Raw genomic sequence first — 23,324 nt, 5'->3', positions numbered from 1 at the left:
GGATTTGGGAACGATAATTTGGGAACGATGATTCAGTCGCGATCGATTAAGAGCGCTTATTCAGGGGAGAAATCAGAAGGGTTTTGCCAATCGGGTTTTGCTGCGGCATCTCATCATCTGGTTGAATCGCCGTACCGATCGCCACAAAATGAACGAGCAGATCTTTGCAGGGGCCAACATTGCCCAAAAGGTTATTCAGGATGCTTGTCAAAGTTGAAATTAGGAAGAGAAGCACAGGAATAGCGAAAACACCTCCAGACTTAAGTAACGGAAAAAGTAAATTCATTAGTGAATTCATTAGTGAATTCATCAGAGGAGCGATCGCCTTATAATTCCCAGAAAATATAGCGATAAAGAAGGAGAGAAACAAACCCATAAAAAAGAATTGGAAGAGCAAACCCCAAAGCGACCTAGGTTGATAAACGAACACCTCTTCCTGTGCTTCGATCTGCATGCCGACGGCTCCTTTCGCGCCCAAGAGCTTGACATCTTCGGTCAATCGCAAAATTGCCAGTTCGCGAGCATCTTGAAAGCCTTGGGTAAATTGCACCACCTCTTGATTTTGTCGTCCCTGCCCAAAAACGCGATTCCAAAAAGAAGCGTTCGTGAGTTGCCTTGTGGCGCGATCGCTATGCACGTAATAGGAACAAACGCCAAACACCAGACCTTTGGGATGATATCCCGCTTGGTGGAGCTGCCAAAATTCTTGACCGCTCAAATCGCTCGTAAAAGGATTTTGCACGGCAGGAAATCCAGGCTTGCGAATCGCCGTTCCGATCGCGGTAAATTCCATCACACCAGGAATCCAAGTTTTGCGAGACTGCTTTAGCCGCACCCCGATCACGCCATGACTGCCCAAGAGGGCGGCTTCTTGCTGCATGCGCTGCATCGCCAGTTCCCGTGCCGTAAGTTGCGCCTGGGTCAAAACTTCGACCTCACCCGTGTGATTGCGATATCCCCAAAAGTTACGGTAAAACCCGATATGGTAAAAACTCGTGCCCATGACTAACCCAATCGGGTCAAAACCTGCCTGTCGCACCAGCAGGTATTCGTTCGTGCTGAGGTCGCTCGTAAAAAAGGGCTTGCCTGTTTGTTTGCGAATCCGAATTTGTTGGTCAAGGCGATGCTTGGCGACCGCAAAGATATTTCCTGTCTTGACATGAGTGGTGGCTGCGATCGGGCGCGATGGAGGTTTGCGGGTTGTCTGCTGGCGCGATCGCGTCGCGATCGTCACCCAAATTTTGTCGATGAGTCCCATAGGATTTGTCTAACCCCCAATAAATTGGTTTAAGCCATCGCGAACTTCAGTGCTCTGTGCTGCCAACCGAGCTAGGGCTTCCGCAACTTGGCGATTCCAATCTGCGCTTGTAAGCTCAGTGGTTTTGATCTTAACGCCACGCACCACCTTGATCGCCCGATTTGAGAGCGCACCGTATGGTTCTCGACTCACTTGGTAATGATAATCGTCAAAGCAAAGCGTCACCGTTTGAATGCTCCCCAAGCCAAACCAACTGCGCTGGACTTGGGTATTTCTGGGTAAAGCACCTTTTAATTTTTGAGCCAACTGTGTCAAGAGGGCATCTGTATCTCCGCGATCGAGGGAAAGTGAGGCAGCCAATACATCAACGGAAAAAGCTAGATTAAAGTCGTCGATCATAAAAAATTATGGGGCAAGGAGAGAGATGTTTAGGCGCACTCTCACCGCTCACCTTAACAATCCCAAGCGCTTCTGTCCAGTGGCGGGGAATACTCGCAGGAATTTTAAATTTTAAACAACGATAATTTGCCTGAAAACAACCCATAGGCTATTCTGTGCAATTTAAGACAAACCTGCGATCGCGTCCTGCAAGAATACACACCATACCCCTATGGCAACATCATCCCCAAGCGTCTCCAAGCAATGGTTGCGAGGACTTTTCTTTGTTTTGATGGCAACCCTATGCCTATCATTGCAGAATGTCCTCGTTAAAATCGCGCAATCGAAAACTCCTTTTAAGATATTTAGCGGACTATTCCCCGATGGGTTATTTAAATTGGGTGGATACGTTACCCCCGAGATTCTCGATCCGAGCAATCCGCTGCAAGTGCCGCTACTGATTTTACTAATTCGGATTAGTTTCGTCGTTCCCTTTTTGTGGATGATTTTGCCCATCGTGCATGAAGGTGCATTTTCTGAAGCAAGACAGGTGATTTCAGGCAAAGATAACTCCCTCAAGTTGAGAATTGTCGCAGCGGGTAGCTTTCTGTTTCTCTCGCAAATGGGAATTTATCTAGCCATTCCCTTAGTGGGGCCTGGTACTGCCGTCACTTTATTTTTCATTTATCCCACCGTGACAACGCTGTTGGCTTGGCGGCTGTTTGGCGAACGTCCCTCCCTAAAGCAATGGTTGGCAATTATCTTGATCTATATGGGTTGCATTTGGCTCACCTTCCCCTTTTTAGAATGTGTTGCACCGCAGCTTTTTGAGAATGCTGTTTGCAAGCCGCCTGTAATTAAAACAGAACCTTTTGGCATCCTGATGGCGTTGGCTTCGGGCGTAGTGTTTGCCGTTGAAGGGATCTTAGCCCAGTCTTGTTTTGGCAAGATCAGTCCACCTACATTTACAGGCTTGGTTTTCACAGTTGAGTGGGTGGTTTTGGCGATCGCTGCCGCATTTCTAGTCAAGTTTCAGGTCAATAGTGGGTTGCTATTAATGGGCTTGTTGCTTTGCATGGCAACGATGTCGGGCTATCTGTTTAATAACTTTGGCATTAAAACCATCGGTGCAGCTTCGACCTCGATTATTGGTTCTAGCGGCCCTGCGGTGACCTCTCTCTTATCTTTGCTCATTCTTCAAGATGTTTTGAAAATAGAACAATGGGTCGCGATCGCCGTGGTGACAATCGGTGTGATTTTGATGAATCTAGCTAAATTTCAAACGAAATCCACGCTCCCTAACCCCATAGGAACTGAAAAATAGCCATTTATGGCGCAAAATGCTTTCCTAGCCATCGATCGATATCTGTCAAAACCCGATCGGGAATTTCCCAAGGCAAAAGGTGGGCGGTCTGTGGATAGCAAATATATTCGCAGTTAGGCAAGCGTGAAGCAGTGTCGTAACTAGAGGCAGCGGTGATATGTCGATCGCATTCACCAGCCAACATCAAACAGGGAATCGCAATCTGCTCTAGGTCTTGTCTGCGATCGTAGCCTTGACGGAGTGCAGCCGAAAGGGCTTGCGTGGCAGAACGCGAGGTTTGCAGAAAGGCGCTAGCGCCTTCATGGGCAATGCGATCGTAGGCAAAGGGTGTATGTTGTTGAATTAAGTATTTCAGCAGCGATCGCTTACCGATTCGTTCAGTTGCCCAGTGCCAATGGGGAAAAACTAACTTGCTTAAGACAGCCAAAGCCGTATTGGCATATTCCCACCAAGGCACGCTTGGCAAACTACTCTGAGGACGCGCCGCCGTGGCAATTAAAATCAGCCCAACCAGTTGACCCGTAGCGAGTGGATCGGAATCTGTGGCAGAGCGAGATGCTTGCAAGGCTAACTCAAGTGCCAAAATCCCCCCCAGCGACCAGCCTAAAATAATATATTTCCCCTGCTGCTTTTTTAAGAGGTCGCTCAGATCCTCCACATGTACCTGCATGGAAAAAGGTTGACGATTTTTCGATTTGCCATAGCCTCTCAGATCGGGTGCCAAGATTTTTAAACCTCTGTTGTTTAAGTGTTCGACAAACACCGTCATCGCTGCACCGCTACCAGGATGACCATGTAAGCAAAGAACTGACAAATTCTGTAATGATAAATTTTGTGAAGACATACAGCCCAAGCGATCGCCAAAAATTGCTACTGGAACTCAGCTATACTAAAGCCACCTTGTAGGAGCAGTTAGCTTTACACCAATTCGCTACAAAAGTACAAAATATGATTTTTAGTGTAGCTATGTATATTGGTTAGACTAGTAAGGAGTTAATTTTGGTATATTTTTCCTACTAGTTACAGGCAAGAATCATTACAGTTTGTCACCTGTTATTCAATCTCTTTGAGTTGATTCCCTACTGCATTTGGCAGACTAACTGCCGAGGCTAGCCTCGGGGTTCATACCTTTGATTTATCTGTTAAATATCAGGTCATGAGATCGAGAATTTTCCCAACCCTTCATTCCTAGGGTTTATGTTAGTTTAAATTTTTTTAAAGCTCTGCTTAACTTCTAATTTTGCAATGTCTCAGATCCCAATAACCTTTAACAGTCATGAAGAGCCTGCTGCTACATCTACTTTCCTAGATGAACTGGACATGGGCGGCACGGTTCCAGCGGGGCAGGTTGTCACCAATATGACGCTCAAAAGCCTGTTGGCAATGCTGCGCCTCTTACTGGATTCCACAGGTATTGTCAAAGTAGAAACGCCGCATCTGAGTTGGAAAATTTTTATATATGGTGGCAGTATTGCCATGATCGAAGAGAAAAATGAATTTTTGCCGACTTTGTTGCGTAAATTCAAAATCCAAAAAATTAGAGCCTCCGATCAAGTTGAGTTAACCAAAAAGCAAAACAATAGCTATCAGCTCTATCAATTAATTAGTCAGATCTTTGAGCAGGATCCTGAGTCAACACGTCAAGCCTTAAAAGAAGTTTTATTTGAAAATTTATTAGCTTTGTATTTGGAGAATACTTTCTCTTTTGTTTGGCAACCAGCACCAACAAACACGCACTTTACATTACCAATTTGGCAGTTTTCTGTTCTAGAAGATGCAGCAACCCGTGGCGTGCAGCAATGGAAAAAATTTAGCTATGTAAACCATCCTTATCAAACTGTTCAGCTTTTAGATGAAGATCATACGATCGCCCATGTTCCTCTGTTTGCTAAGGTTACAAAAGGGGCACATCGTATTAGTGAAATTGCCGATCACTTCAAGCAACATGTTTCTCGAACTGCGCTTAAACTGGACAAACTAGCAGAGAATCGCACGGTTGCAATTTTACCTTTACAGGCGCGATCCCTAGTGCCTGAAGAAAGCAATTTGCCTTTAACCAATGACGAGATCGAGATACCCCGCGTGCTGATCGTAGATGATTCGCCGGTGTTACTTAAGCAGTTTGGCGAACTCTTAAAAAGCTGGGGTTACAAGATTAATCTGGTTAGTGAAGCCGCGAATGCTACGCAAAAAATATTGGAATACAAGCCCTCCATTGTATTTATGGACATCAATATGCCCGAAATCAATGGCTTTGACCTCATTAAACAAATTCGACGCCAATCTAACCTTTCTTCCATCCCACTTGTTTTGGTGACTGCTGAAAACAATATGGCAAACAATTTCAGAGCGAAGTGGGCTCATTGTCGTTTTTTGGCAAAACCTCGTACTTCTGCGGAAACTCAAGAGTTTAGAGAACAATTGCGGGCATTATTACGCGAACTCGCGCCACTCCCCACAGATCCCATAGTCTAATAATTTCAAACTCATTTTCTTGCTTTGGTTGATAGATAAAAATACTCACTTTGTTTATCTACTTGCCCTATGTGAAATCATCTACCAATAGTTATCAAAAGGATTCCAAATCCTATACTTTGGTGGAGATTTTCAGTAATAATCCAGTAATAACTTAGTAAGATTTCAAAAATATCCAATGCAGCTTTTGAAAATCCAGACATAGCTGAGAGCCACACTGCTATTCACGCACAGATTTATTATTTTTTGTATGAATTAACAGTAAAAGTTATAAAAAAATTGTCGATTATTTGTTTTTTGAGGATGCATTATCATTATATTGATGATAAAAAGCTTAAAAAAATATTCGCAAGTTATCATATGCACGAACAAGATTTATACTAAAGCCGCATTATATAAATAAGCTTGTGCATTGTATCCAATAAAACTAAAGTGAGATGCGTTTGATTGATAATATTTAAGATGCGGTCAATGATAAATTGCAATGATCTATCTTTCACAAGAAGTACTCAGCCAACCCGATGCGATCGCCATGTCCAGTACTCCGCAAAATTTGGGAAATAGCCCCATTACTGTAGCTGACAATCAGGTTGTTTCAGACGCTACATTACATATCCTGCTTGCCGCTATGCGTGTGATGAGCCGCTCAGTAGGCATTTTGCACATTGAAACAGCCTATCATCGGTGGCAGGTTTTGCTTAAGGGGGGCGGCTTAGTACTCATCGAAGAAGAGGGGCAGATCATCTCTACGTTAGTACGAAAGTATGCTGGTAAAGGATTGCAGTTCTCCCGCATCCCCGACTGGGAAAAAAAACAAGCAAATCGTCCTTTTTGCTTTCCCTTTGTGACCCAAGTCTATAGACGCTATCCCGATCACACAAAGCAAGTACTTCGAGAAATCATTTTAGAAAGTCTACTAGCGCTCCACCTTGAAGATAAGTTTTCATTTGTTTGGCAACCGATCAATGACTTGGCGATCGATCTGCCGAGCCTTCAGTTGGCATTACTTGAGGGCAATGCCAGCGGCGAAGCCAAGCAATGGCAGCAGTTTCAGTGCGTAAAGCATCCGTACCAGCAAGTTCAGCTTTTAGATGCGGCAAATTTACTCGCAAGGGTCGGTAACGACAATTTCCCACTATTTGCCAAGGTAACGACTGGGCAACATCGCATTAGCGAGATTGCAGATAGCTTTAAACAGCCCTTATTTCGTACTGCTCTATTACTGGATAAGTTAGCCCAAAAGAAAATTGTTTCGATTTTGCCCCTTGCCGATCGCCAATCCGCTGAAAAGCTAGGCGAAAGTGGTGGCATCAACTTGCCTTCAGCACCTAATGCGGGAAGCCTTGAGCCCAAAATATTTGTTGTGGATGACTCCCCTGTCCTACTCCGACAATTTCGACAGCTCCTAAGTGGCTGGGGGTATCAAGTTAGCCTTACCGATAATTCAGAGCAAGCAACTGATTTAATCGTTGCCTACGAGCCGAATGTTGTTTTTATCGATATTAATATGCCAGGGCTCAGCGGCTTTGAACTCATTAAACAAATTCGTCGTCAACCCCAATTGGCTTCACTGCCTCTTGTACTGGTAACTGCAGAAAATAGTATGACCAATAGTTTTCGGGCAAGGTGGGCAAGTTGTCGGTTTATTGCAAAGCCCCGTACCTCTGATGAAACCGAGAAGTTTCGTGATGAGTTGCGTGCCATGCTAAGGGAGGTTGCTCCTTTGTCTACCGATAGTTTAGTTTGAGCTTGAGAAATAGTTTTGATTGATCTATGTAGAAGCTAGGGGCGCCATACCTGTAAACCAGGATTTTAAAATATTTATGACAATCTCTGTCGTTAAGGTCAACCGCTCAATATTCGGTAAAACCCCATTAAATATTTAATTAGCTAATTCGTTATCGCAAGATATTAGAAAAATCTTAAGATTTTTTATGACAAACTCAGGAAATTTAGGCAAATAAACGGGGAATACTCAAAAGAAGACCATTTTCGCTTTGTGCCTTATGATAATGCTTAGAGAATGTACATTCCTTAGTTTTGTAGAGATAGTCCGAGTTTGATAGATATAATGGCTAACTTCTTAATCATTGATGATAGTGCGGCAGAAAGGCATCTACTGGCATCACTCTTACAGGGCCTAGGTCATACGGTTGATGTCTGTGAGACGACCAATGGAGCGCTAGAAAAAATTGTCCAAGGCAACTATTCGGCTCTATTTTTAGATATCGTGCTGCCCGATCAAGATGGCTACAAATTTCTCCGTGCACTCAGGGCCAACCAGCAAACAGCCGAGCAGTATGTCATCCTTTGCTCTACTAAAAAGACAAAACTAGAAGTAGATTACGGGCTGAAACGAGGAGCAAATGCATACCTAACCAAGCCCGTAAGCCGAGAAACATTGACGGAAATATTACAACAAATGAAATGAGTACAGGAGTTGGTTTGCTACTATCCTATAGCCGCTACATTCTTACCAACTTGGGTGAGCAAACCTTAGTGTTTCCTGATGCTTTTGTCAGAGAGGTGCTTTTAATCGATCGCGCTTCTATTCTCTCTCTTCCTTTTTATAACCCTGCGGTATTGGGGGTAGTCCATAAGCACGGGACTGTAATTCCTCTGCTGCTATTGCGCCAAGCTCTAGGAGAGCCAAAGGTGCTTGTACCTGAGACGCTAACTGTCATTCATGTAACTAACCTTGCTCAAGAGATTGAGGGAGTTGGACTGATTGTTGACAAGTTAGTGGGAAGTGTCACCTCAGAGCAATACGAACAAATGATTGCTCAGAAATTGGAAAGTTCTGCGTTGACTTCTTTGGAGAGCGATCGCTCTAGGGAAAGTACTCCTGACTCTGACTACATTCAGATCGAGTCTCTGATTTCGCAGATCCCAAGTCAGGTTTGGCAACCGCAGCGATGGCATATTCCAGCTACAGCATCGTAGAATGGCTAGATTCAAAAGTCCGAGTCTCAGAACTATATAGGTTCCGTAAACGCACATATTCCTGATTCAATCAATCTCTATGGCACTTACAACCAACCAACCTGCACAACCAGAATCTTCTAAGCTTTCAGGCAAGAAGCGTAAGAAGGCGATCGAGCAGTCACCAACAAAACAAAAACGTCCTTCTAGTGGAACGATTGGGGTTAAGTTGTTGGTTCTAGTTTTGGGGAGTACCATCCTCGGATTGGGAGCCTCAGGATATTTGTACTATCAGGAATTAACCAAGTCAGCACAACAGCAAATCGAGAAAAATCTCGGTCTTCAAGTCAGTGATATTGACGGAAAACTCGCTCCAGTTCAACAGTCCGCTCTCGATCTGGCTGCCTCTGTTAAAGCACTGCATGCGATGGGGATCAAGGATGCAGAGATCTATAAAAAGATGGTGTTCGAACATTTCAAGCGCTTAAACGTTGCGATCGCCCTCGGGATCGGTCAAACCTCTAATGCCTTAGTTACCGATCGCAAATGGTACTATCCTTCGTTTTACCGCGAACTGCCTAACGCCAAAGTTGACTTAAAAACAGTACAGCGTTTACCTGCACCAAATGCAGATGCGATCTATGCAGATCTATTTGAGGCAGACAACTACCCAGATAAAAAGTACTGGCGCGAATCTACAGCCAGCGAAGAAAGTCTTTGGCTAGAGCCCTATGAGACCAGCAATGGCACCATTGTGACGGCTTATGTTGCTCCGCTTTATAGTGACACCAAAAAATTACTAGGTGTGGCAAGAGCCGATGCAAGCGTTGCCTCTCTAACAGAAAAGATGGGTGGGAATGTGCTGGGAAATGCGGGCAACTTTATTGTACTTAGCCGTACAGGAAGTTTACTCTCCTATCCGCCCGAGCCTAATAAGGCTAAAGCTCGAGAAAGCTATGAAACAATTCCTGAATTAAAAGCTGTTTGGGCGCAGATCCAAGACAAAAAATCTGGGATCGTGCAGGTTGAAGGAAAATACTACGCCTTTCAGAGAATCAATCGTAATGGTTGGTTGGTACTGGCAGTACTACCGCAATCCTACATCCTAGAGCAAGTGCTACCGATCGCGGTAGGCACAGCAGCAGGAGTAGGAATCCTTTTAACTTTGATTGTGATTTTGTTTGTCCGATCGCTCAATCGTCGGCTCAGACCCATTATCAACGAATGTGAAAAGCTGGTTGAAGAAGCAGGTGGGGAATTACCAGTACAAAAGAGTAAGGATGAAATCGCTCATCTGGATGCCTCATTTAAAACAATGGTGGCACAACTCGCCAACCATGAAGAGCGCATCAAACAGGAAGTCACGATCGCTGTGCTCGAACAAGAACGCCTTAACTTGGCAAAGGCAGCGGAAAGAGAATCGGAAATCTTAGAGGGAGAGATTGGCGCTTTATTGGATGTGGTGTCCTCCCTTGAGGAAGGCGATTTGACCGTCGAAGCGGAAGTTAGCGATCGCGCCACAGGTCTAGTTGCTGACACGTTAAATCGTTTGCGGGAAAGGCTTTCCCATATTATTTCGAGCGTATTGGGAACTGCCCAAAGAGTTGCCGATGGCGCTGAAGATCTAGAAAAGCTAGCAAAAACAGTCGCGGAGAACACTGTTAACCAAGCCCAATCCGTAGCCGAGGGTCGTGCGCTCACAGAACAGGTGGCATTATCCGCCCAAAACTCAGCAAGTGAAGTCCAAATTGCCAACCAAGCACTACAGGATGTTCAAGCTACTGTGGCAACAGGTCAAGGCGCGATCGAGCAACTGACGGCTGGAATTACCGTACTGCAAAAAGGTTCGGCTCAGATCGTCCAAAGGATGAAAACCCTAGGGGAATTTGTCGGTCTTGCAGAACAGTTTGTTCAGGATCAGAGTCAGATCGCTTCTTTAACTCAGGTCCTGGCAATTAACGCAACGCTTGTAGCAGCGCGTGCTGCCGAACAAAAAGATCCCAAACAGTTTACGAGTGTTGCGCGAGAATTTGAAGCGATCGCAGGACAGGTAAACGATTTAGCAACACAAACCAATGATGGATTGACGGTTTTGCGGCAACGGACAAGTCAGATTCAGTCAGTTGTTTCTGCTGTTGATGCGGAAGTTCAAAATCTGGGTGGACTCGTTGCAGGGTTTACCTCAGGGGTTGAGCAGTCTCAACTTGCGTTTAACAGCGTTCAAAACACCACGACAGAGGTGGTAGAAGTTGGTCAAAGAGTTACGGAGTCAAGCTTAGAAATTGCAGTTGCCTCTGACTCTACCGCCAAGTATATGAGTGAGATTGCTACGTTAGCTCAGCGCACCGCCGATTTGACAGCCAATGCGAGAGAACAAGCGGAACAGATGGGGGATTTAGCCCAAAGTTTGCTTGAAGGCATCCGCTTCTTCCAGTTGCCTGATATGATGCAGCCAAGTAGCGATCGCGAGCCACTGGCGCTAAATCTTGATGCAAGTAGTACATCCCCTGACACCTTCCCTGACACCTTAGTTGCATTTCAAGCAAAACCTGAACTAGAGTCTGAGCCTAGTGTCGAGCTTAAGCTTGAGACTGAACTTCAACCCGACGAAGTTGCGATCGCGCAGCAAGATGCTGACGCTGACTTCTCTCCTAATGCCCTGCTTGAAGATCGATCGCAAACCGTTCCTTTGGTACCCGTGGCGATCGCTGCTACAGGTCTTTTGACCGTTGATGACACCACAACACCACAAATCGCTGAACCTAATCTTAATGAATATGCAATAGGTCAGGAACTTGTCTCCGTTACAGATGAAACAGATGAATTGATCTCTAGCGAGCTTCTGCAAGGTCAAGTAAGTTCAGGTTTAGATTCGGATGTAGAGCTAAGCGTAGAGTTGGGCGTAGAGCTGGATGTAGATTCAGCAATAAGCCTCGATACGATTCCAGAAATAAACCTAGAAACTCCATTGGAATCAAATCATCTTGAGATAGCAGCAACGAGTGATGCTAAGGATGTAACGGAGTCTGATGCATTTTTGGCAGATATTTCAACGGATCGTTTACAGCAACAGCATGCCGACCATGCTACTCCAGAAGATTCTGCACCAAAACGAAATGCCCTAGAAGATGATTTTCGAGGATTTAATCTACTTAAACCAATTGTCTTGTCTCGTCCTTTAGAATCTAAAGCTCCAAAAAACACCTCCAAAAGTGCTCCAAAGAGCGAGTCTGTGGAGCCAAGTCCTTTGACCTCTAAGGTTTCTGGAGATAGTGTACCTGCGATCGATACGCTAGAGTTGAATGCTCAAGAGACTAGTATTTCAGGATTGGAAGTTTCAGAGCCTGAAACTCTATCCGATGTTTTAAAGGATCGTACTACAACAGAAAGCTTCAACCTAATAGATACAGCAGCAGATGTATCAGAGCAAGAATTAGATGGCGAGCAAGAAATTGAAATAGATGCTTCCTATCTTGATGCCATGGCCGATCTTGCGATCGACGAACGATTTGATGCCATGATGATCGATCTCGATCTTGAAGCAACTGAGACTCCTCTAGATATTCCTCAAAGCCCTCAAAGTATAGACTTCACGGATGATACGCCAACTGACATTCTAAGTAGCATTAAACCTGATGACCCACGTTTAAATCTTGCTAATGCCCTTGTACCCAACATCTCTCTTGATGCGGATTCTGAACAAATGGCAAATCTTAGCTTTGACACTCCCGATCTTGAAGTTGAAGCTTTAGTAGAAACCTTAGCCAATGATTTAGAAGAAGCTCAAGCAGAAAACAAATTTGAATCAGCTTCTGACTTTGCCGATGATGTCATTGGGCTCAACCTTGAGGACGAAATCTTTCCACTCTCTCCCGATCTCGATCTTTATACGCTTGATACGCCAAACTTCGATGGCGAAACTTCGATGGGAACCGTGGTTAATGGGTTGGAGATTGTAGGTGCAGATGAAGTAGGTGCAGATGAAAGCGATAATATCTTTCAAAGATTCTCATCTCATACCGATCCTCTTGCCTCTACACTCTCTTTGGACGATGAAACACTTCCCGATCCTGTGCATGACAGGCTGGCGTTTCAGAAAGAATTAGACGATTCCATGGCTCTCCTTCGCGAGATTGAATCAGATTTCAATGCTCCTGTATCTAACCATGATTCATCAGCTCCTAATTTTGATGAGTCCAGCGATCGCTTCCTGTCTGAGGCTTCAGGCAATGGGGATATTACAGATTTGCCGTCAGATTTGCTAGGGTATGACTTTGCCGTTCCCGAACAAGTACTGGCAATAGATGACATTCAAGAGCCAGAAATTCAAGAACCAGAAATTCAAGAGTCAGAATTGGATCAAACATTCACCAACATACTCTCTGATGACTTGACTTCCTCTGATGACATCGCTTCTGATAACTTAGATCGAGAAACTCCAGAAAGTTTTTCTGCTGGCATATCAATGCCACAGCCTCCAACCTCTGATGCCGCCTCTTTTGATGGGCTGAAATCCTTCTCTGATTTTAGCGAAGATATAGATTTCAATGACCTGCCCATGACGGGGTTTGACGATCTAGATGAACCTACTCTCGGCATGCCTACCGACCCAATTCCTGTTGTCTATCTAGACCCTAGTTTTAGCTTCGAGAAAGAAGAGGAAACATCTAACGATGATGAGTTTAATGACTTACTGGATCTTAACTTTGATGAAGTTGGCGAAATCACCCTTGATGGTTCTAATCTAATTGAGCAGAAAGATGAACCAGAGCTTGAGTCTGAATCTGAGCCTGCTCAGTTTGCTGGCGCAGAGCCTGATGACGGTGATAGCGCAGTTTTCTTTGCGACTGCAGCGGAAGAAATCCTAGATATTTCGGGTGATGTGTCAAGTGATGGATCTATAGATGACTTCTCAGCTTTTAACGTTCAATTGGATGATGAATTTGACTCAGGTCTTGAAGGTGAAGTAGTCAGTGGGTTTAGTGATGAATCTGCCGATCCTTTATTAGAGGTTCAAGCAGATCCTGAAGTCAGCACTGAATTGATTGTCGATTTAACAGAAGCACATGGGCAAGCGTCGGATGTAGATCGAACATTTATAGCCCCATCCCTTGAGGATTTAGCACAAGAGACTTCAGAGATCTTTTATGCTGCTGATGTCTCCATTCAACAAACTTCAGATCCTACCAGTTCATCCTTTGATGGGTTGAAATCTTTCTCTGATTTTGGTGAAGATATAGATTTCAATGATATACCCATGATGGGGTTTGGCGATCTCGATGATGAACCTACCCTCGGCATGCCCACTGCTCCAATTCCTGTAGCCTATCTCGATCCTAGTTTTAGCTTCGAGAAAGAAGAGGAAACATCTAACGATGATGAGTTTAATGACTTACTAGATCTTAACTTTGATGAGGTTACTGAAATTACTCTTGATGGTTCCAATCTAATTGAGCAGAAAGAAGAACCAGAGATTGAGTCTGGGGGTTCTGAAGAAGGCGATCGTGCAGATCTGGTTACGACTGCGTCTGACGAATTATCAGATACATCTCTAGATGTATCAATGGATGACTTCTCCGTTTTTAACGTTCAACTAGATGATAGTTTTGGTTTAGATCTTGGCGATGCAGTCACGAGTGAGACTGGTGATGAATCTGCCGATCTGTCAGAGTTCCAAACAGTTCCTGAAGTCAGTGTTGAATTTAGTTTTGATTCAGTTTTTGATTCAGTAGAATCCGATATTCAGGAACCAGATGATCAAGAATTGGATATGAGTCAACCATTCACAGGTACGCCCTACGGAGACTCAGATCAAGATACTTCTGGATTCTTTTCGGCTACCATGCCAACGTCTAAGGAACCAACGCCTCCTATTTCCACCTTCGATGGGCTGAGATCCTTCTCTAGTTTTGATGAAGATGTTGATTTCAATGACTTTCCTGTTGTTGAGCTTGACGATATTCCCGATCTTACGTTAGGTGCGCCGACTGCTCCAATTCCTGTTGCCTATCTCGATCCTAATTTTAGTTTCGATCAAGACGAAGAAGTACCTAACGACGATGAATTTAAGGATTTACTGGATCTTAACTTTGATGAGGTTACTGAAATTACTCTTGATGGCTCAAACCTAATTGAGCAGAAAGATGAACCAGCGATCGCTTCTGTGTCAGATAATCGGGATTCTGAGGTAGAGAATGGGGAAGATGCTGCCCTTGAGCACCTATTGGATTCATCGGATGATACTTCTACAACGCTCCAATCAGATCGTGAGTTAACCGATGAATTAACTGCTGAGCTTGGGATAGAAATGACCTTTGAAGTTGGTCAAGAACCTACGCTCGTCCCAGAGCTTGAAGCAAACACTGAACAATTTGCAGAAGAGTCCATTAATAATTTTCAAGGACTAGAGCCAATCCAACCATTAGGAGAGAATCTCTATGAAAATTCGGATCAAGACACTTCAGGTTTCTTTGCTATTCCTATGCCATCGATTAAACCCAAAGTTGATTCCATGACGTCATTTGCGTCACTTTCAAACTTTGATGATGAAGAGGTCGATATGGATGCCTTGCCTTTATTCGATCTAGATCAAATCGATGAACCAGCATTTGGTGCTCCCAGTGCCCAAATTCCCACTGCCTCATACAAAGAGTCTGATTTTCGTGTTAACACCTTAGGTACTAATGTATTTTCCCATGACGTATTTGAAGATACCTTTAATGAGCCGCTAGATGGTAATTTTGATGATGTATTTGATGTCAATCTTGGTGACTCAAATGCGATCGCTAAGGAGACCGATCCAAAACCAGCTCCCAAACAAGCGCCCAAACAATCGCCTAGTCCATAGCATTTACAGGTGAGCCCCAAAGCAGAAATTCAGTCAAAAACTTAATTGCAAACAGCAGTGACTAGCAGAAATATGGGACAAATCAAGCCATCACCAAAACTTTCTCCAGTTGCTCTGAGAAATCTGGCTCTGAGAAGACAACAACTAGCAAATAGCAAAACAACTTTTGATGTTCCTAAACCTAAAAGCCAACAACATCAAAAGTTACATCAAGGGCAAGGACAAAAGACAAAATCTAGGCAAACTTCGATTCAGACTAAGTTGGGTTTTGCGCTAGGAATTACGGGAGTGCTCTCTTTACTGGGGCTAGCGGTGGCGATCGCGATCGTCGATCAAAATTTAAGAACCCAGTTGATCGCACAATCTAAATCTGAACTTTCGGTGGTTGCGACTAACTACAACATCAAAGTCAATCAGATGGCATTTGGTTCGAGGGGGCAGTCTGAAAATACAGCAATTATTGCGGCTGCCGCTGCCAATAAATCTAACCCAACCGTAAAGGCGATCTTGGCAAATGAAGCGACCGTTCGTGATATTGAATTTGTCACGTTAGTGAATCCTAATAAGCAAATTATTGATTCAGCGAATTCCAGTCGCATTGGTAGTGAATTCGATCCCAGTGGTTTAGTCACACAGGCTCTCTCTACAGGTAAACAAACGATCTCCAGCGAAGTTATCACTTATGAAGATCTTGCCGCAGAGAATTCTCAATTGGCGGAGAGGTTAGGCAAAAGTGCTGCCGATACGCCTAATTTTTTAGTGCGCTACGTGGTTACACCCGTACGTTCTAGCGATCGACAATTGCTGGGTGCTCTAGTTTTTGGAGATGTGATTGCGCAGCCTAAAATTGCGATCGCCGATCGCACGAACCAAACCTTGGAAAATGGATTAACCCTAATTACAGTAAAGGCCGCACCTATCCTTGGACAAGTTCGCCAAGAAGGTCAGGTTCGACTCTTATCCAGCTTTTCTGCGGATCTAATTAATAAAGCTCTCAACCCAGTCAATAAGACCACCATTGCATCTTGGCAAGCCTCAGGGGGTGCAACTTTTTCTCACTTGGTTCCTAACGCTTTAGTCTCTCAAGATGCGGTCATTGATGGTCAAACCTTTACTTTAACGGCTTCTCCAATTTTAAATGCTACTGGTAAGCCTGTGGGTGTGATGTTGCGCGGCACGAGCCATAAGCAATTGAATAGTTTGCTCTCTCAAGCCGCTTTATTAATTGTAGGATTTGGTGCTTTTCTAGCCGTGGTAGGTTCTCTTGTAAGTGTAGCGATCGGGCGCAGTATCAGCAAACCCATTAAAAAACTAGAAGATGTAGCCCGCGAGTATGCTCAGGGAAATTTATCTGCAAAAGCTGAAGTCAAGTCAATGGATGAAGTTGGTGTCTTGGCAACTGTATTTAATCAAATGGCTGACAGCATTAGCCAAAGAGAAACCGAGCAAATTGAGCTGCAATCAGAGACATCTTTGCAAAATTTACTGATGCAAGAAGAGGTCGCACAGTTATTGGATGTGGTTTCCGATCTGGAAATGGGGGATTTAACGGTGCAGGCAAAGGTCAGCGATCGCGAAACTGGGCTGATTGCGGATACGCTCAATCGCCTAATTGAGCAATTGGGCGAAGTCATGTCAGCAGTATTGCAAACGGCGCATCAAGTCAATCAAGGGGCAGAGCTTCTAGAAACGCAAGCGATCGCGGTTGCCCAAAACGCACAACAACAGGCAAAATCGGTGGTAGAAGTCCGAGAAGGGATTGATAATATGAACCAACAGGCGCAAAAAGCCTCCCTTCAAGCGGTTTCGACCAATAAAACTGTACAGACAGCCCAAATTGCTGTCACCAAGGGTCAGCAAGAAATTGCCAGTTTGCTTGCTTCGATTAACTCCCTCCAAGCAGGGACGGTGCAAATGGTTAAGCGGATCAAGAACTTGGGCGAGTTTGTGGATTTGGCAAAACAATTTGTACTCGATCAAAAGCGGCTGGCATCTCTCACCCAAGTTCTAGCGATGAATGCTTCGATGGTAGCAGCACGAGCCCTCGAACAAAGAGAGCCCGATCAGTTTGCCAGTGTAGCCAAAGAATTTGAAGCGATCGCCAATCAAGTCAATAACCTAGCAACCCAGACCAATCAGGGTCTGATTGTGCTACAACAGCGTACGGGCTTTGTTGAAGTCGTCGTATCGGGGATCGACCAAGATGTGCGAGATGTTAGCGGTCTTGTCGAGGAATTTACCAATAGTATTGAGTTATCCAGTCAATCCTTTAATAATATTAAATCGGCAACAGAGCAAGTAGCAGAAATTGGTCGCTCGGTTATGGAGTCGTCTAATTCCATTGCTAAAGCTGTTAAGCTCAGTCTGAGTTCGATACAAACGATCGAAGCGGTAGCAGAGCGATCGGCCAGTCAAGCCCGTTTTACGCGCGAGCAATCGGGCAAGATGGGAGAATTAGCCCGACAGTTGCTTGAAAAAGTACAGTTTTTCCGTTTGCCCCAGCAACTACAGACCCAGCCTAGCGATCGCAGGTTAGAATCGGTTGACACCCAATTTATCCCGATAAATTACCTAGACCAAAAAGTTGAGAATGAATACACAACCCTTGAAGATGTATCGCTCTTGACTGGTAGGAATAGTAACTGAGGAGGATACTAGAAACAATTCTCTACCCAGATAGAAACTGACAAAATGTCCAATAATTTTGACATCCAACAGCTACAACAGGAACTGCTCGATCTATTCGAGTTAGATACTGAAAAGTACTTACAGCTCTACGAAGAAAAAGTACAGCAGCTGAATGCAGAATCATGGAAAGATGACATTCAGCAAATCTATCGTTGCGTGCATACGATTAAAGGGGGAGCTGTCACCGTAGGAGCCGAGCCACTTTTGGAGGTGGCAACCGTTTTAGAAGATCTACTCTCCGATCTGCGCTACATCGATTTAGCACCGCCCTTAAAAGATGGCAAGCTCAAGCAAATTCTCACGGAATCGGGTGAGTTTTTGGTTGGGAGCATTCGCATGTCAGCAGTTCCTTCTGCCGCGATCGCAAGGATTCAAGACTTACGCAAAGAGGTGCAAACAAGATTTTTACCTGAGTGGAATGAATATAGCCAACTCCATCAAGAGTTTGCCGAGCAAGGCTTTGATTTAATGGTGCTTGACTTAGAGATGGCTCTAGAGACTCTCCCTTTGAACGGTCAAATTCCCCATGCCACCCTTGCGATCGCAAAGCAGACGATCCAGCAACTTCAAGAAATTGGTGTCGATTTAAGGTTAGGTAAAGGCTGGGATCAAACGATCGCTCAAAGCCAATTGCTCTTTGAGCAGCCCCAAGCCAATTTCTGGGTAGCCCATTGGGGTAACTATCTCAAATCACTCAAAGAATGTGCCAAGCATGGCGGGATCTTCACTAAGCGATCGCCGAGTCCTTACAAAATTCCCGAACATGTAGCCAAGCCTCTTCCCAACTCCTCCAATACTTCCGAAGAACTCGCCACCACGGATTCCCTAGAGCAAGAACTACTGGATCTCTTTTACTTAGATACACAAAAAGATCTGCAATTATATGTAGATACAGTAGCGCAGCTTAAGGCAGAGTCATGGACTAAAGACATTCAGCAGCTTTATCGTTCCGTACATACGATTAAAGGTGGCTCAGTCACAGTGGGCGCAGAGAGGATTTTAGAGATTGCTACCGTTCTTGAAGATCTACTTTCAGACTTACGGTTTCTAGAAATTTCACCCCCACTCGCAGATGGGAAGCTTCAAAAGATTCTGACTGAAACTGGAGAATTACTGATCGGTAGTCTCCAATCTACCCATGCCCAAAGCTCCTCCAATGCAATTCAACGGATTCAGCTTCTCCATGAAGGTGTTAAGCGAGACTATCTGAGTGGGTGGAACGAACAAAAGCAGCTATATCGTGAGTTTGCCGAGCAAGGCTTCGATCTGGTAGTTCTGGAGCTAGAGATGGCGATCGAGCAGTTGCCAGCTTCAGGGAATGTGCCCTTAGGCACGGTAGAAACTGCCCAGCAGACCTTGGCGCAGTTGGCAGAAATTGGTACGGATTTGGGATTTGCGGCGGAATGGCAAAATCAGCTACTGCTAAAGGGACAAACGCTCATTGCTAATGCTAACGTGACGGCTTGGGCAGAGCAGTGGATGCCTTACCTGCGATCGCTTAAAGAAGCCGCTAAATTGGGTGGGCGATCGCCGAAATCTCCAGCCCCAGTAGCTCAACCTGTTGTTCCTAAAGCACAAGATTCCCCCAAAGATCCCGTTCCCAGCAAGAAATCGGCCAAAAAGAAAGCACCAACATCGCCAACATCGCCAACCACAACTTCCACGGCGAATATTCAGATTCCAGTTCCCCTAGAACGTTTAGACCGCTCTTCGCAGTATCTTGTGGAAACCTTGATGGCAGCACGTTCGACCCAAGGATTTTATCAGTCCGTGCAAGCTAACCTGATGCCACTTGTAGCGCTCGCTCAAGATAGCGTGCAATATATCGGTCAATTGCGAGATGTCCAGGATGACTATGCTCTTTCAGAGGTTTCTAATTCGCAGGATGGTCTCAAAGTGGAACGCTATCGCCAAGGATATCTGGCGATCAATCGTTTGTTAGAAATCAGTTTGCGATTGATTGAGTTGGGAGCAGAAACAGGGGAAGCTTCTAGGCGCACCACAGAAAGTCTCCAAAAACTCGATGTCAGCCTGCGCAGTTTACAACAAACCCTCGAAGAGAGTCGCCTACTACCCTTTGAGGCGCTCAGTTTTCGGGCAAGGGGAATTTTACGCGACTTAACCACTCGGATCGGAAAGCCCGCTGAGATGTTCGTGCGGGGCGAAAAATTGGAATTGGATGCCGGTACGCTGCGCAAGCTGGAACCGATTTTGCTGCATTTATTGCGAAATGCCTACGATCATGGGTTAGAGAGCCGTGAAGAGCGTGCCCGTAAAGGCAAGCCCGAACAGGGTAAACTCGAAATTGCTTTGGTTCGTCGTGGGAACGTGTTTCTCTTGGAAGTCAAAGATGATGGTAAAGGCATCGATCCAGAACAGATTCGTAGCATTGCTCAAGCAAAAGGCTTGCCACTCACAGATACAACAACTCCATCTCGGTTGCTGGATGTAATTTCTCAACCAGGTTTTACCTCCGCTCAAGTCGTTACCAATATTTCTGGACGGGGCGTGGGAATGGATGTGGTTGCCAATCAAGTGACAGCCTTGGGCGGTCAGTTGCGGTTGCATTCTGAGATCGGTGTGGGCACGACCTTCACAATCCAAATTCCCGTACCACAACTATTTGTGCGCTGTATGCTTTTACAGACAGGCGATCGCGTCTTTGCGATTCCCACTGCCGAGGTTTTTACCACGATGCTGTTAGGCGATTTACTCTGGAAACGGGTCGATGCCAGCCAAAATAAGCCCTATACCTTGACCATTTCAGAAAATGCTGGCGAAACGCCTGCACTCGACCTATCTCAGTATTGGTTTGGGGATGCTGAGGTGCGGCCTGTGTTACCGAATGCGATCGCAGTGCGTGCCAAACGTTTAGACAGCGATCGCGGGGTTTGGTTTGTCGCTGATGCTCTAATGGGGCAAAGCGATCTGCTCGTCAATCCTCTACCTTCCCCCCTGATTGCCCCCGCAGGGATGGTTGGCGTGAGTCTGACCTCTGAGGGCAAAATTATTCCTGTGCTTGATGTTCTATCTCTCATTGATGCCCTATTGGTTGAGTCCCATGCGGGTGCAGCCGCGATCGCGAGTATGGACAAACCTATCCAAACCGATGCCATCGCTTCTGGGGGACTCGTTGGTAGACAGATTGTTGTGGTTGATGATGCTGCATTGATGCGCCGACGCATTGAGAGTAGTCTGAGTTCGCAAGGCTATAACGTTCGCACCTGTAGTGATGGTCAAGAAGCATGGGAATGGTTGCAGATTCACACCCAGCCCTCTGTCTTGATTACAGATATTGAAATGCCTAGAATGGATGGCTTCACCTTGATCGACCAATGCCGTCAAGCTGGCATGGATATGCCGATTTTGGTGATTTCCTCGCGTTTAGCCGAAGAATGGTCTAGAGAAACGCAGCGACTCGGAGCAACTGACTATCTCACAAAGGGCTTCGCCACCCCTGAGCTTTTGCAAAAGGTAGCCTCTTTGCTAGAACAATCTAGTAGCCGCCAGCCTTTAGGGGTATGATCTGACGTGATTTCCAGATCGGTGGGAACAAAATCTAGTCTGCTATCGATCTGTAGTCATCAGTCAAACTATGGTGCAGTAAGCCTATCCGATCTCAAGATATGGATGCTGGATAGTGCCATACCAGTTGGCGATCGCGTGTGATTTGTAGAAAAACGAAGGATAGGAAAACCACATGAAGCTGCGTAAATTCATGCTTTTTTTTGGGCTGGGGACAACAGGGTCGATCGCGGGGAAAATATTACTCAAATTTGCTTTGTTTACGTTGCTCCTTAGTGTTTTTGCAGTTACTACAATTTATGCGCAGTCCCAAATCTTTGGCGTTCCTGGTCGCAATGGCATGGATGGTCGAAGTGGTCGTAACGGATTGAACGGACAGGAGCAAGTTATTCGGGCAGGCGATCGCTCGATCGCCTATGACCTATCTGGGGGGGAAGGCGATGATGGCGAAAATGCATCACTGGGAGAAAATGCCACCCAATGCCAGCAGCCACAACCTGAATTCAGCATTATGGGCGCACAGGGTGGGAATGGCGGCAACGGTGGAAGTGGGGGCAATGGTGGGAACGGCGGCAATGCTACGATTTATTTCGACGAGATTTCTCAGCTAAAGAATGTTCTGCTTAAAAATAATGGCGGTCGTCTCAGACGCGGTGGGTTGGGCGCACAGGGGGGCAATGGCTGCACTTGTCAACAGTCCTCATGGGAAGTTACTTACTGCACATGGGAATTGCGATCGCAACCCATTAAAGATGAAAAGCAACCTTGGCAAGCCATTCGCCAAAGAACGACTCTTTGTTCTGGGATTCCTTTTTTAGGCGACAACGAGCCTAGTAGACCCAGCCATGTAAGCTCGGATAATAATTATCGCTATCGTTGGCACTATATTGGTGTCGATCGCCGCGATCGCTACACCTGCACGAATGGTAGCCAAGGTCAGAATGGCAGAAACGGAAGTGATGGGACTCTGGGTGCCTATGGTCGTGTTTGGTTAGTTCAGGGAACCACGATTCCCACAGAGAAGCTCACCCACAGTGAAAAGGTGTCTACGTTATCAGGAAAAACTATCCCGTTCGTTAAAAATAACTGGTTAGATAAAAATGGGCTGGGGCAACTCCTAGCGTCGGGCTCAAATGTGAGCGATTCCTACGCATTGCTCGATACCAAACGGCGATCGCTCAAAGTCGTCTGGGCAACCGAAAAGAGTTTCACCGATCTTGGCGATCCTGCGATCGAATCTACAATTGCAGCTTCAGGAATGCTAAACCTCACAATCCCTGGGACGTTGGAATCAGATGTAGATATCCAAAAAGATACAACCGTTGTAAAGATCGCGAATGGAATTCACCCAAATCGACTGCGGCAATTTCAATTTAAGGGATTCTATCTTTTCAAAGATCCCAGCAAGATCTATTTGGAAGATCGCGGCAACCTTCTCAATGAGTTGAAGCAGGTCAAGGTGACGGTGAGTCTCTACGATCGCAATGGCAAGCAAATTGGAAATAAGCTTAAAGAACTGACCTATGCGATCGCACCCAGAGTAGAGACGCCCAAAGGAGTTTCCATTGCGAATAATTCCTATACCCTCGACTTTGGTGACGCTTTTAGTGCTCTGCTTAAACCAGACAAACCGATGGCTTACGTTATCTCTATCGATCAAACCACAATAGCTGGAGCCACCTATAATTCTGGAATGCAAGTAAAATTTGTAGTTGGCAAAATCAATACCAATCCAGAAGTTGAACGACTTTGATTTGACAGCAGTGTCTCAGGGTGGAAAGAATTTGTTAGTTTCATGGAACATCACGCTAACAAGCGATCGCGCAGTCAAGTATTTTGATTTCTTCAAATTCCAATACTTCGGACAGTTTTAGAAAATAGAGAAAAAAAGCCATTCATCGTTTAAG

Annotated in this window: 13 protein-coding genes; 10 read left to right on the top strand and 3 right to left on the bottom strand. The window is 45.3% G+C overall.

The window, feature by feature from the left end; genetic code table 11:
* Positions 1 to 46: 46 nt before the first annotated feature.
* Together V2H45_RS04545 and V2H45_RS04540 are read right to left on the bottom strand one after the other, a co-directional pair.
* The gene (locus V2H45_RS04545) at positions 47 to 1,258 is read right to left on the bottom strand and encodes a heavy metal-binding domain-containing protein (protein ID WP_330482435.1); all 1,212 of its coding nucleotides are present in this window, start codon (positions 1,256 to 1,258) and stop codon (positions 47 to 49) included.
* Between the two features lie 9 nt (positions 1,259 to 1,267).
* Complete coding sequence (locus tag V2H45_RS04540) at positions 1,268 to 1,657, bottom strand: hypothetical protein (protein WP_330482434.1); 390 nt, start codon at positions 1,655 to 1,657, stop codon at positions 1,268 to 1,270.
* 211 nt (positions 1,658 to 1,868) lie between these two features.
* Here V2H45_RS04540 and V2H45_RS04535 point away from each other — a divergent pair, with 211 nt between their 5' ends.
* On the top strand, positions 1,869 to 2,960 hold the full coding sequence (locus tag V2H45_RS04535) for a DMT family transporter (RefSeq protein ID WP_330482433.1): 1,092 nt from the start codon (positions 1,869 to 1,871) through the stop codon (positions 2,958 to 2,960).
* A gap of 4 nt (positions 2,961 to 2,964) precedes the next feature.
* Here the strand turns inward: V2H45_RS04535 and V2H45_RS04530 are convergent, their stop codons facing one another.
* Positions 2,965 to 3,804, bottom strand: a complete 840-nt coding sequence (locus V2H45_RS04530) for an alpha/beta fold hydrolase (protein ID WP_330482432.1) — start codon at positions 3,802 to 3,804, stop codon at positions 2,965 to 2,967.
* A 401-nt stretch (positions 3,805 to 4,205) separates the two neighbouring features.
* On the opposite strand from V2H45_RS04530, the gene V2H45_RS04525 reads away from it, so the two are divergent.
* The 9 genes from V2H45_RS04525 (at position 4,206) to V2H45_RS04485 (ending at position 23,170) form a co-directional block, all read left to right on the top strand.
* On the top strand, positions 4,206 to 5,435 hold the full coding sequence (locus V2H45_RS04525) for a response regulator (RefSeq protein ID WP_330482431.1): 1,230 nt from the start codon (positions 4,206 to 4,208) through the stop codon (positions 5,433 to 5,435).
* Positions 5,436 to 5,919: 484 nt separating this feature from the next.
* Positions 5,920 to 7,182 carry a response regulator gene (locus V2H45_RS04520; RefSeq protein WP_330482430.1) on the top strand — a complete coding sequence of 421 codons (1,263 nt, stop codon included), beginning with the start codon at positions 5,920 to 5,922 and terminating at the stop codon, positions 7,180 to 7,182.
* Positions 7,183 to 7,506: 324 nt separating this feature from the next.
* A complete protein-coding gene (locus tag V2H45_RS04515; RefSeq protein WP_330482429.1) occupies positions 7,507 to 7,866 on the top strand; it encodes a response regulator in 360 nt (119 codons plus the stop codon).
* Positions 7,863 to 8,378, top strand: a complete 516-nt coding sequence (locus V2H45_RS04510; RefSeq protein WP_330482428.1) for a chemotaxis protein CheW — start codon at positions 7,863 to 7,865, stop codon at positions 8,376 to 8,378. The genes V2H45_RS04515 and V2H45_RS04510 overlap by 4 nt, the downstream gene beginning before the upstream one ends.
* A 79-nt stretch (positions 8,379 to 8,457) precedes the next feature.
* Complete coding sequence (locus V2H45_RS04505) at positions 8,458 to 15,204, top strand: methyl-accepting chemotaxis protein (RefSeq protein WP_330482427.1); 6,747 nt, start codon at positions 8,458 to 8,460, stop codon at positions 15,202 to 15,204.
* Between the two features lie 57 nt (positions 15,205 to 15,261).
* Entirely contained in the window at positions 15,262 to 17,850 is a 2,589-nt protein-coding gene (locus tag V2H45_RS04500; protein WP_330482426.1) for a methyl-accepting chemotaxis protein, read from the top strand.
* A 45-nt stretch (positions 17,851 to 17,895) separates the two neighbouring features.
* Entirely contained in the window at positions 17,896 to 21,417 is a 3,522-nt protein-coding gene (locus V2H45_RS04495) for a response regulator (RefSeq protein WP_330482425.1), read from the top strand.
* Positions 21,418 to 21,423: 6 nt separating this feature from the next.
* A complete protein-coding gene (locus tag V2H45_RS04490) occupies positions 21,424 to 21,561 on the top strand; it encodes a hypothetical protein (protein ID WP_330482424.1) in 138 nt (45 codons plus the stop codon).
* A 31-nt stretch (positions 21,562 to 21,592) separates the two neighbouring features.
* A complete protein-coding gene (locus V2H45_RS04485; RefSeq protein ID WP_330482423.1) occupies positions 21,593 to 23,170 on the top strand; it encodes a hypothetical protein in 1,578 nt (525 codons plus the stop codon).
* The last annotated feature ends 154 nt before the right edge of the window (positions 23,171 to 23,324 follow it).

The sequence above is a fragment of the Tumidithrix elongata BACA0141 genome (assembly GCF_036349135.1).
GTDB classification, from domain to species: Bacteria; Cyanobacteriota; Cyanobacteriia; order Pseudanabaenales; family Pseudanabaenaceae; genus Tumidithrix; species Tumidithrix elongata.
The sequence above is the reverse complement of the archived record's forward strand: the minus strand, read 5'-3'. Positions and strand labels throughout refer to the sequence as shown.

What these genes read in the sequence shown, in the direction of transcription:
- V2H45_RS04545 (WP_330482435.1), bottom strand. Translation starts at nt 1,258, where the DNA reads ATGGGACTCATCGACAAAATTTGGGTGACGATCGCGACGCGATCGCGC.
- V2H45_RS04540 (WP_330482434.1), bottom strand. Translation starts at nt 1,657, where the DNA reads ATGATCGACGACTTTAATCTAGCTTTTTCCGTTGATGTATTGGCTGCC.
- V2H45_RS04535 (WP_330482433.1), top strand. Translation starts at nt 1,869, where the DNA reads ATGGCAACATCATCCCCAAGCGTCTCCAAGCAATGGTTGCGAGGACTT.
- V2H45_RS04530 (WP_330482432.1), bottom strand. Translation starts at nt 3,804, where the DNA reads ATGTCTTCACAAAATTTATCATTACAGAATTTGTCAGTTCTTTGCTTA.
- V2H45_RS04525 (WP_330482431.1), top strand. Translation starts at nt 4,206, where the DNA reads ATGTCTCAGATCCCAATAACCTTTAACAGTCATGAAGAGCCTGCTGCT.
- V2H45_RS04520 (WP_330482430.1), top strand. Translation starts at nt 5,920, where the DNA reads ATGATCTATCTTTCACAAGAAGTACTCAGCCAACCCGATGCGATCGCC.
- V2H45_RS04515 (WP_330482429.1), top strand. Translation starts at nt 7,507, where the DNA reads ATGGCTAACTTCTTAATCATTGATGATAGTGCGGCAGAAAGGCATCTA.
- V2H45_RS04510 (WP_330482428.1), top strand. Translation starts at nt 7,863, where the DNA reads ATGAGTACAGGAGTTGGTTTGCTACTATCCTATAGCCGCTACATTCTT.
- V2H45_RS04505 (WP_330482427.1), top strand. Translation starts at nt 8,458, where the DNA reads ATGGCACTTACAACCAACCAACCTGCACAACCAGAATCTTCTAAGCTT.
- V2H45_RS04495 (WP_330482425.1), top strand. Translation starts at nt 17,896, where the DNA reads ATGTCCAATAATTTTGACATCCAACAGCTACAACAGGAACTGCTCGAT.
- V2H45_RS04485 (WP_330482423.1), top strand. Translation starts at nt 21,593, where the DNA reads ATGAAGCTGCGTAAATTCATGCTTTTTTTTGGGCTGGGGACAACAGGG.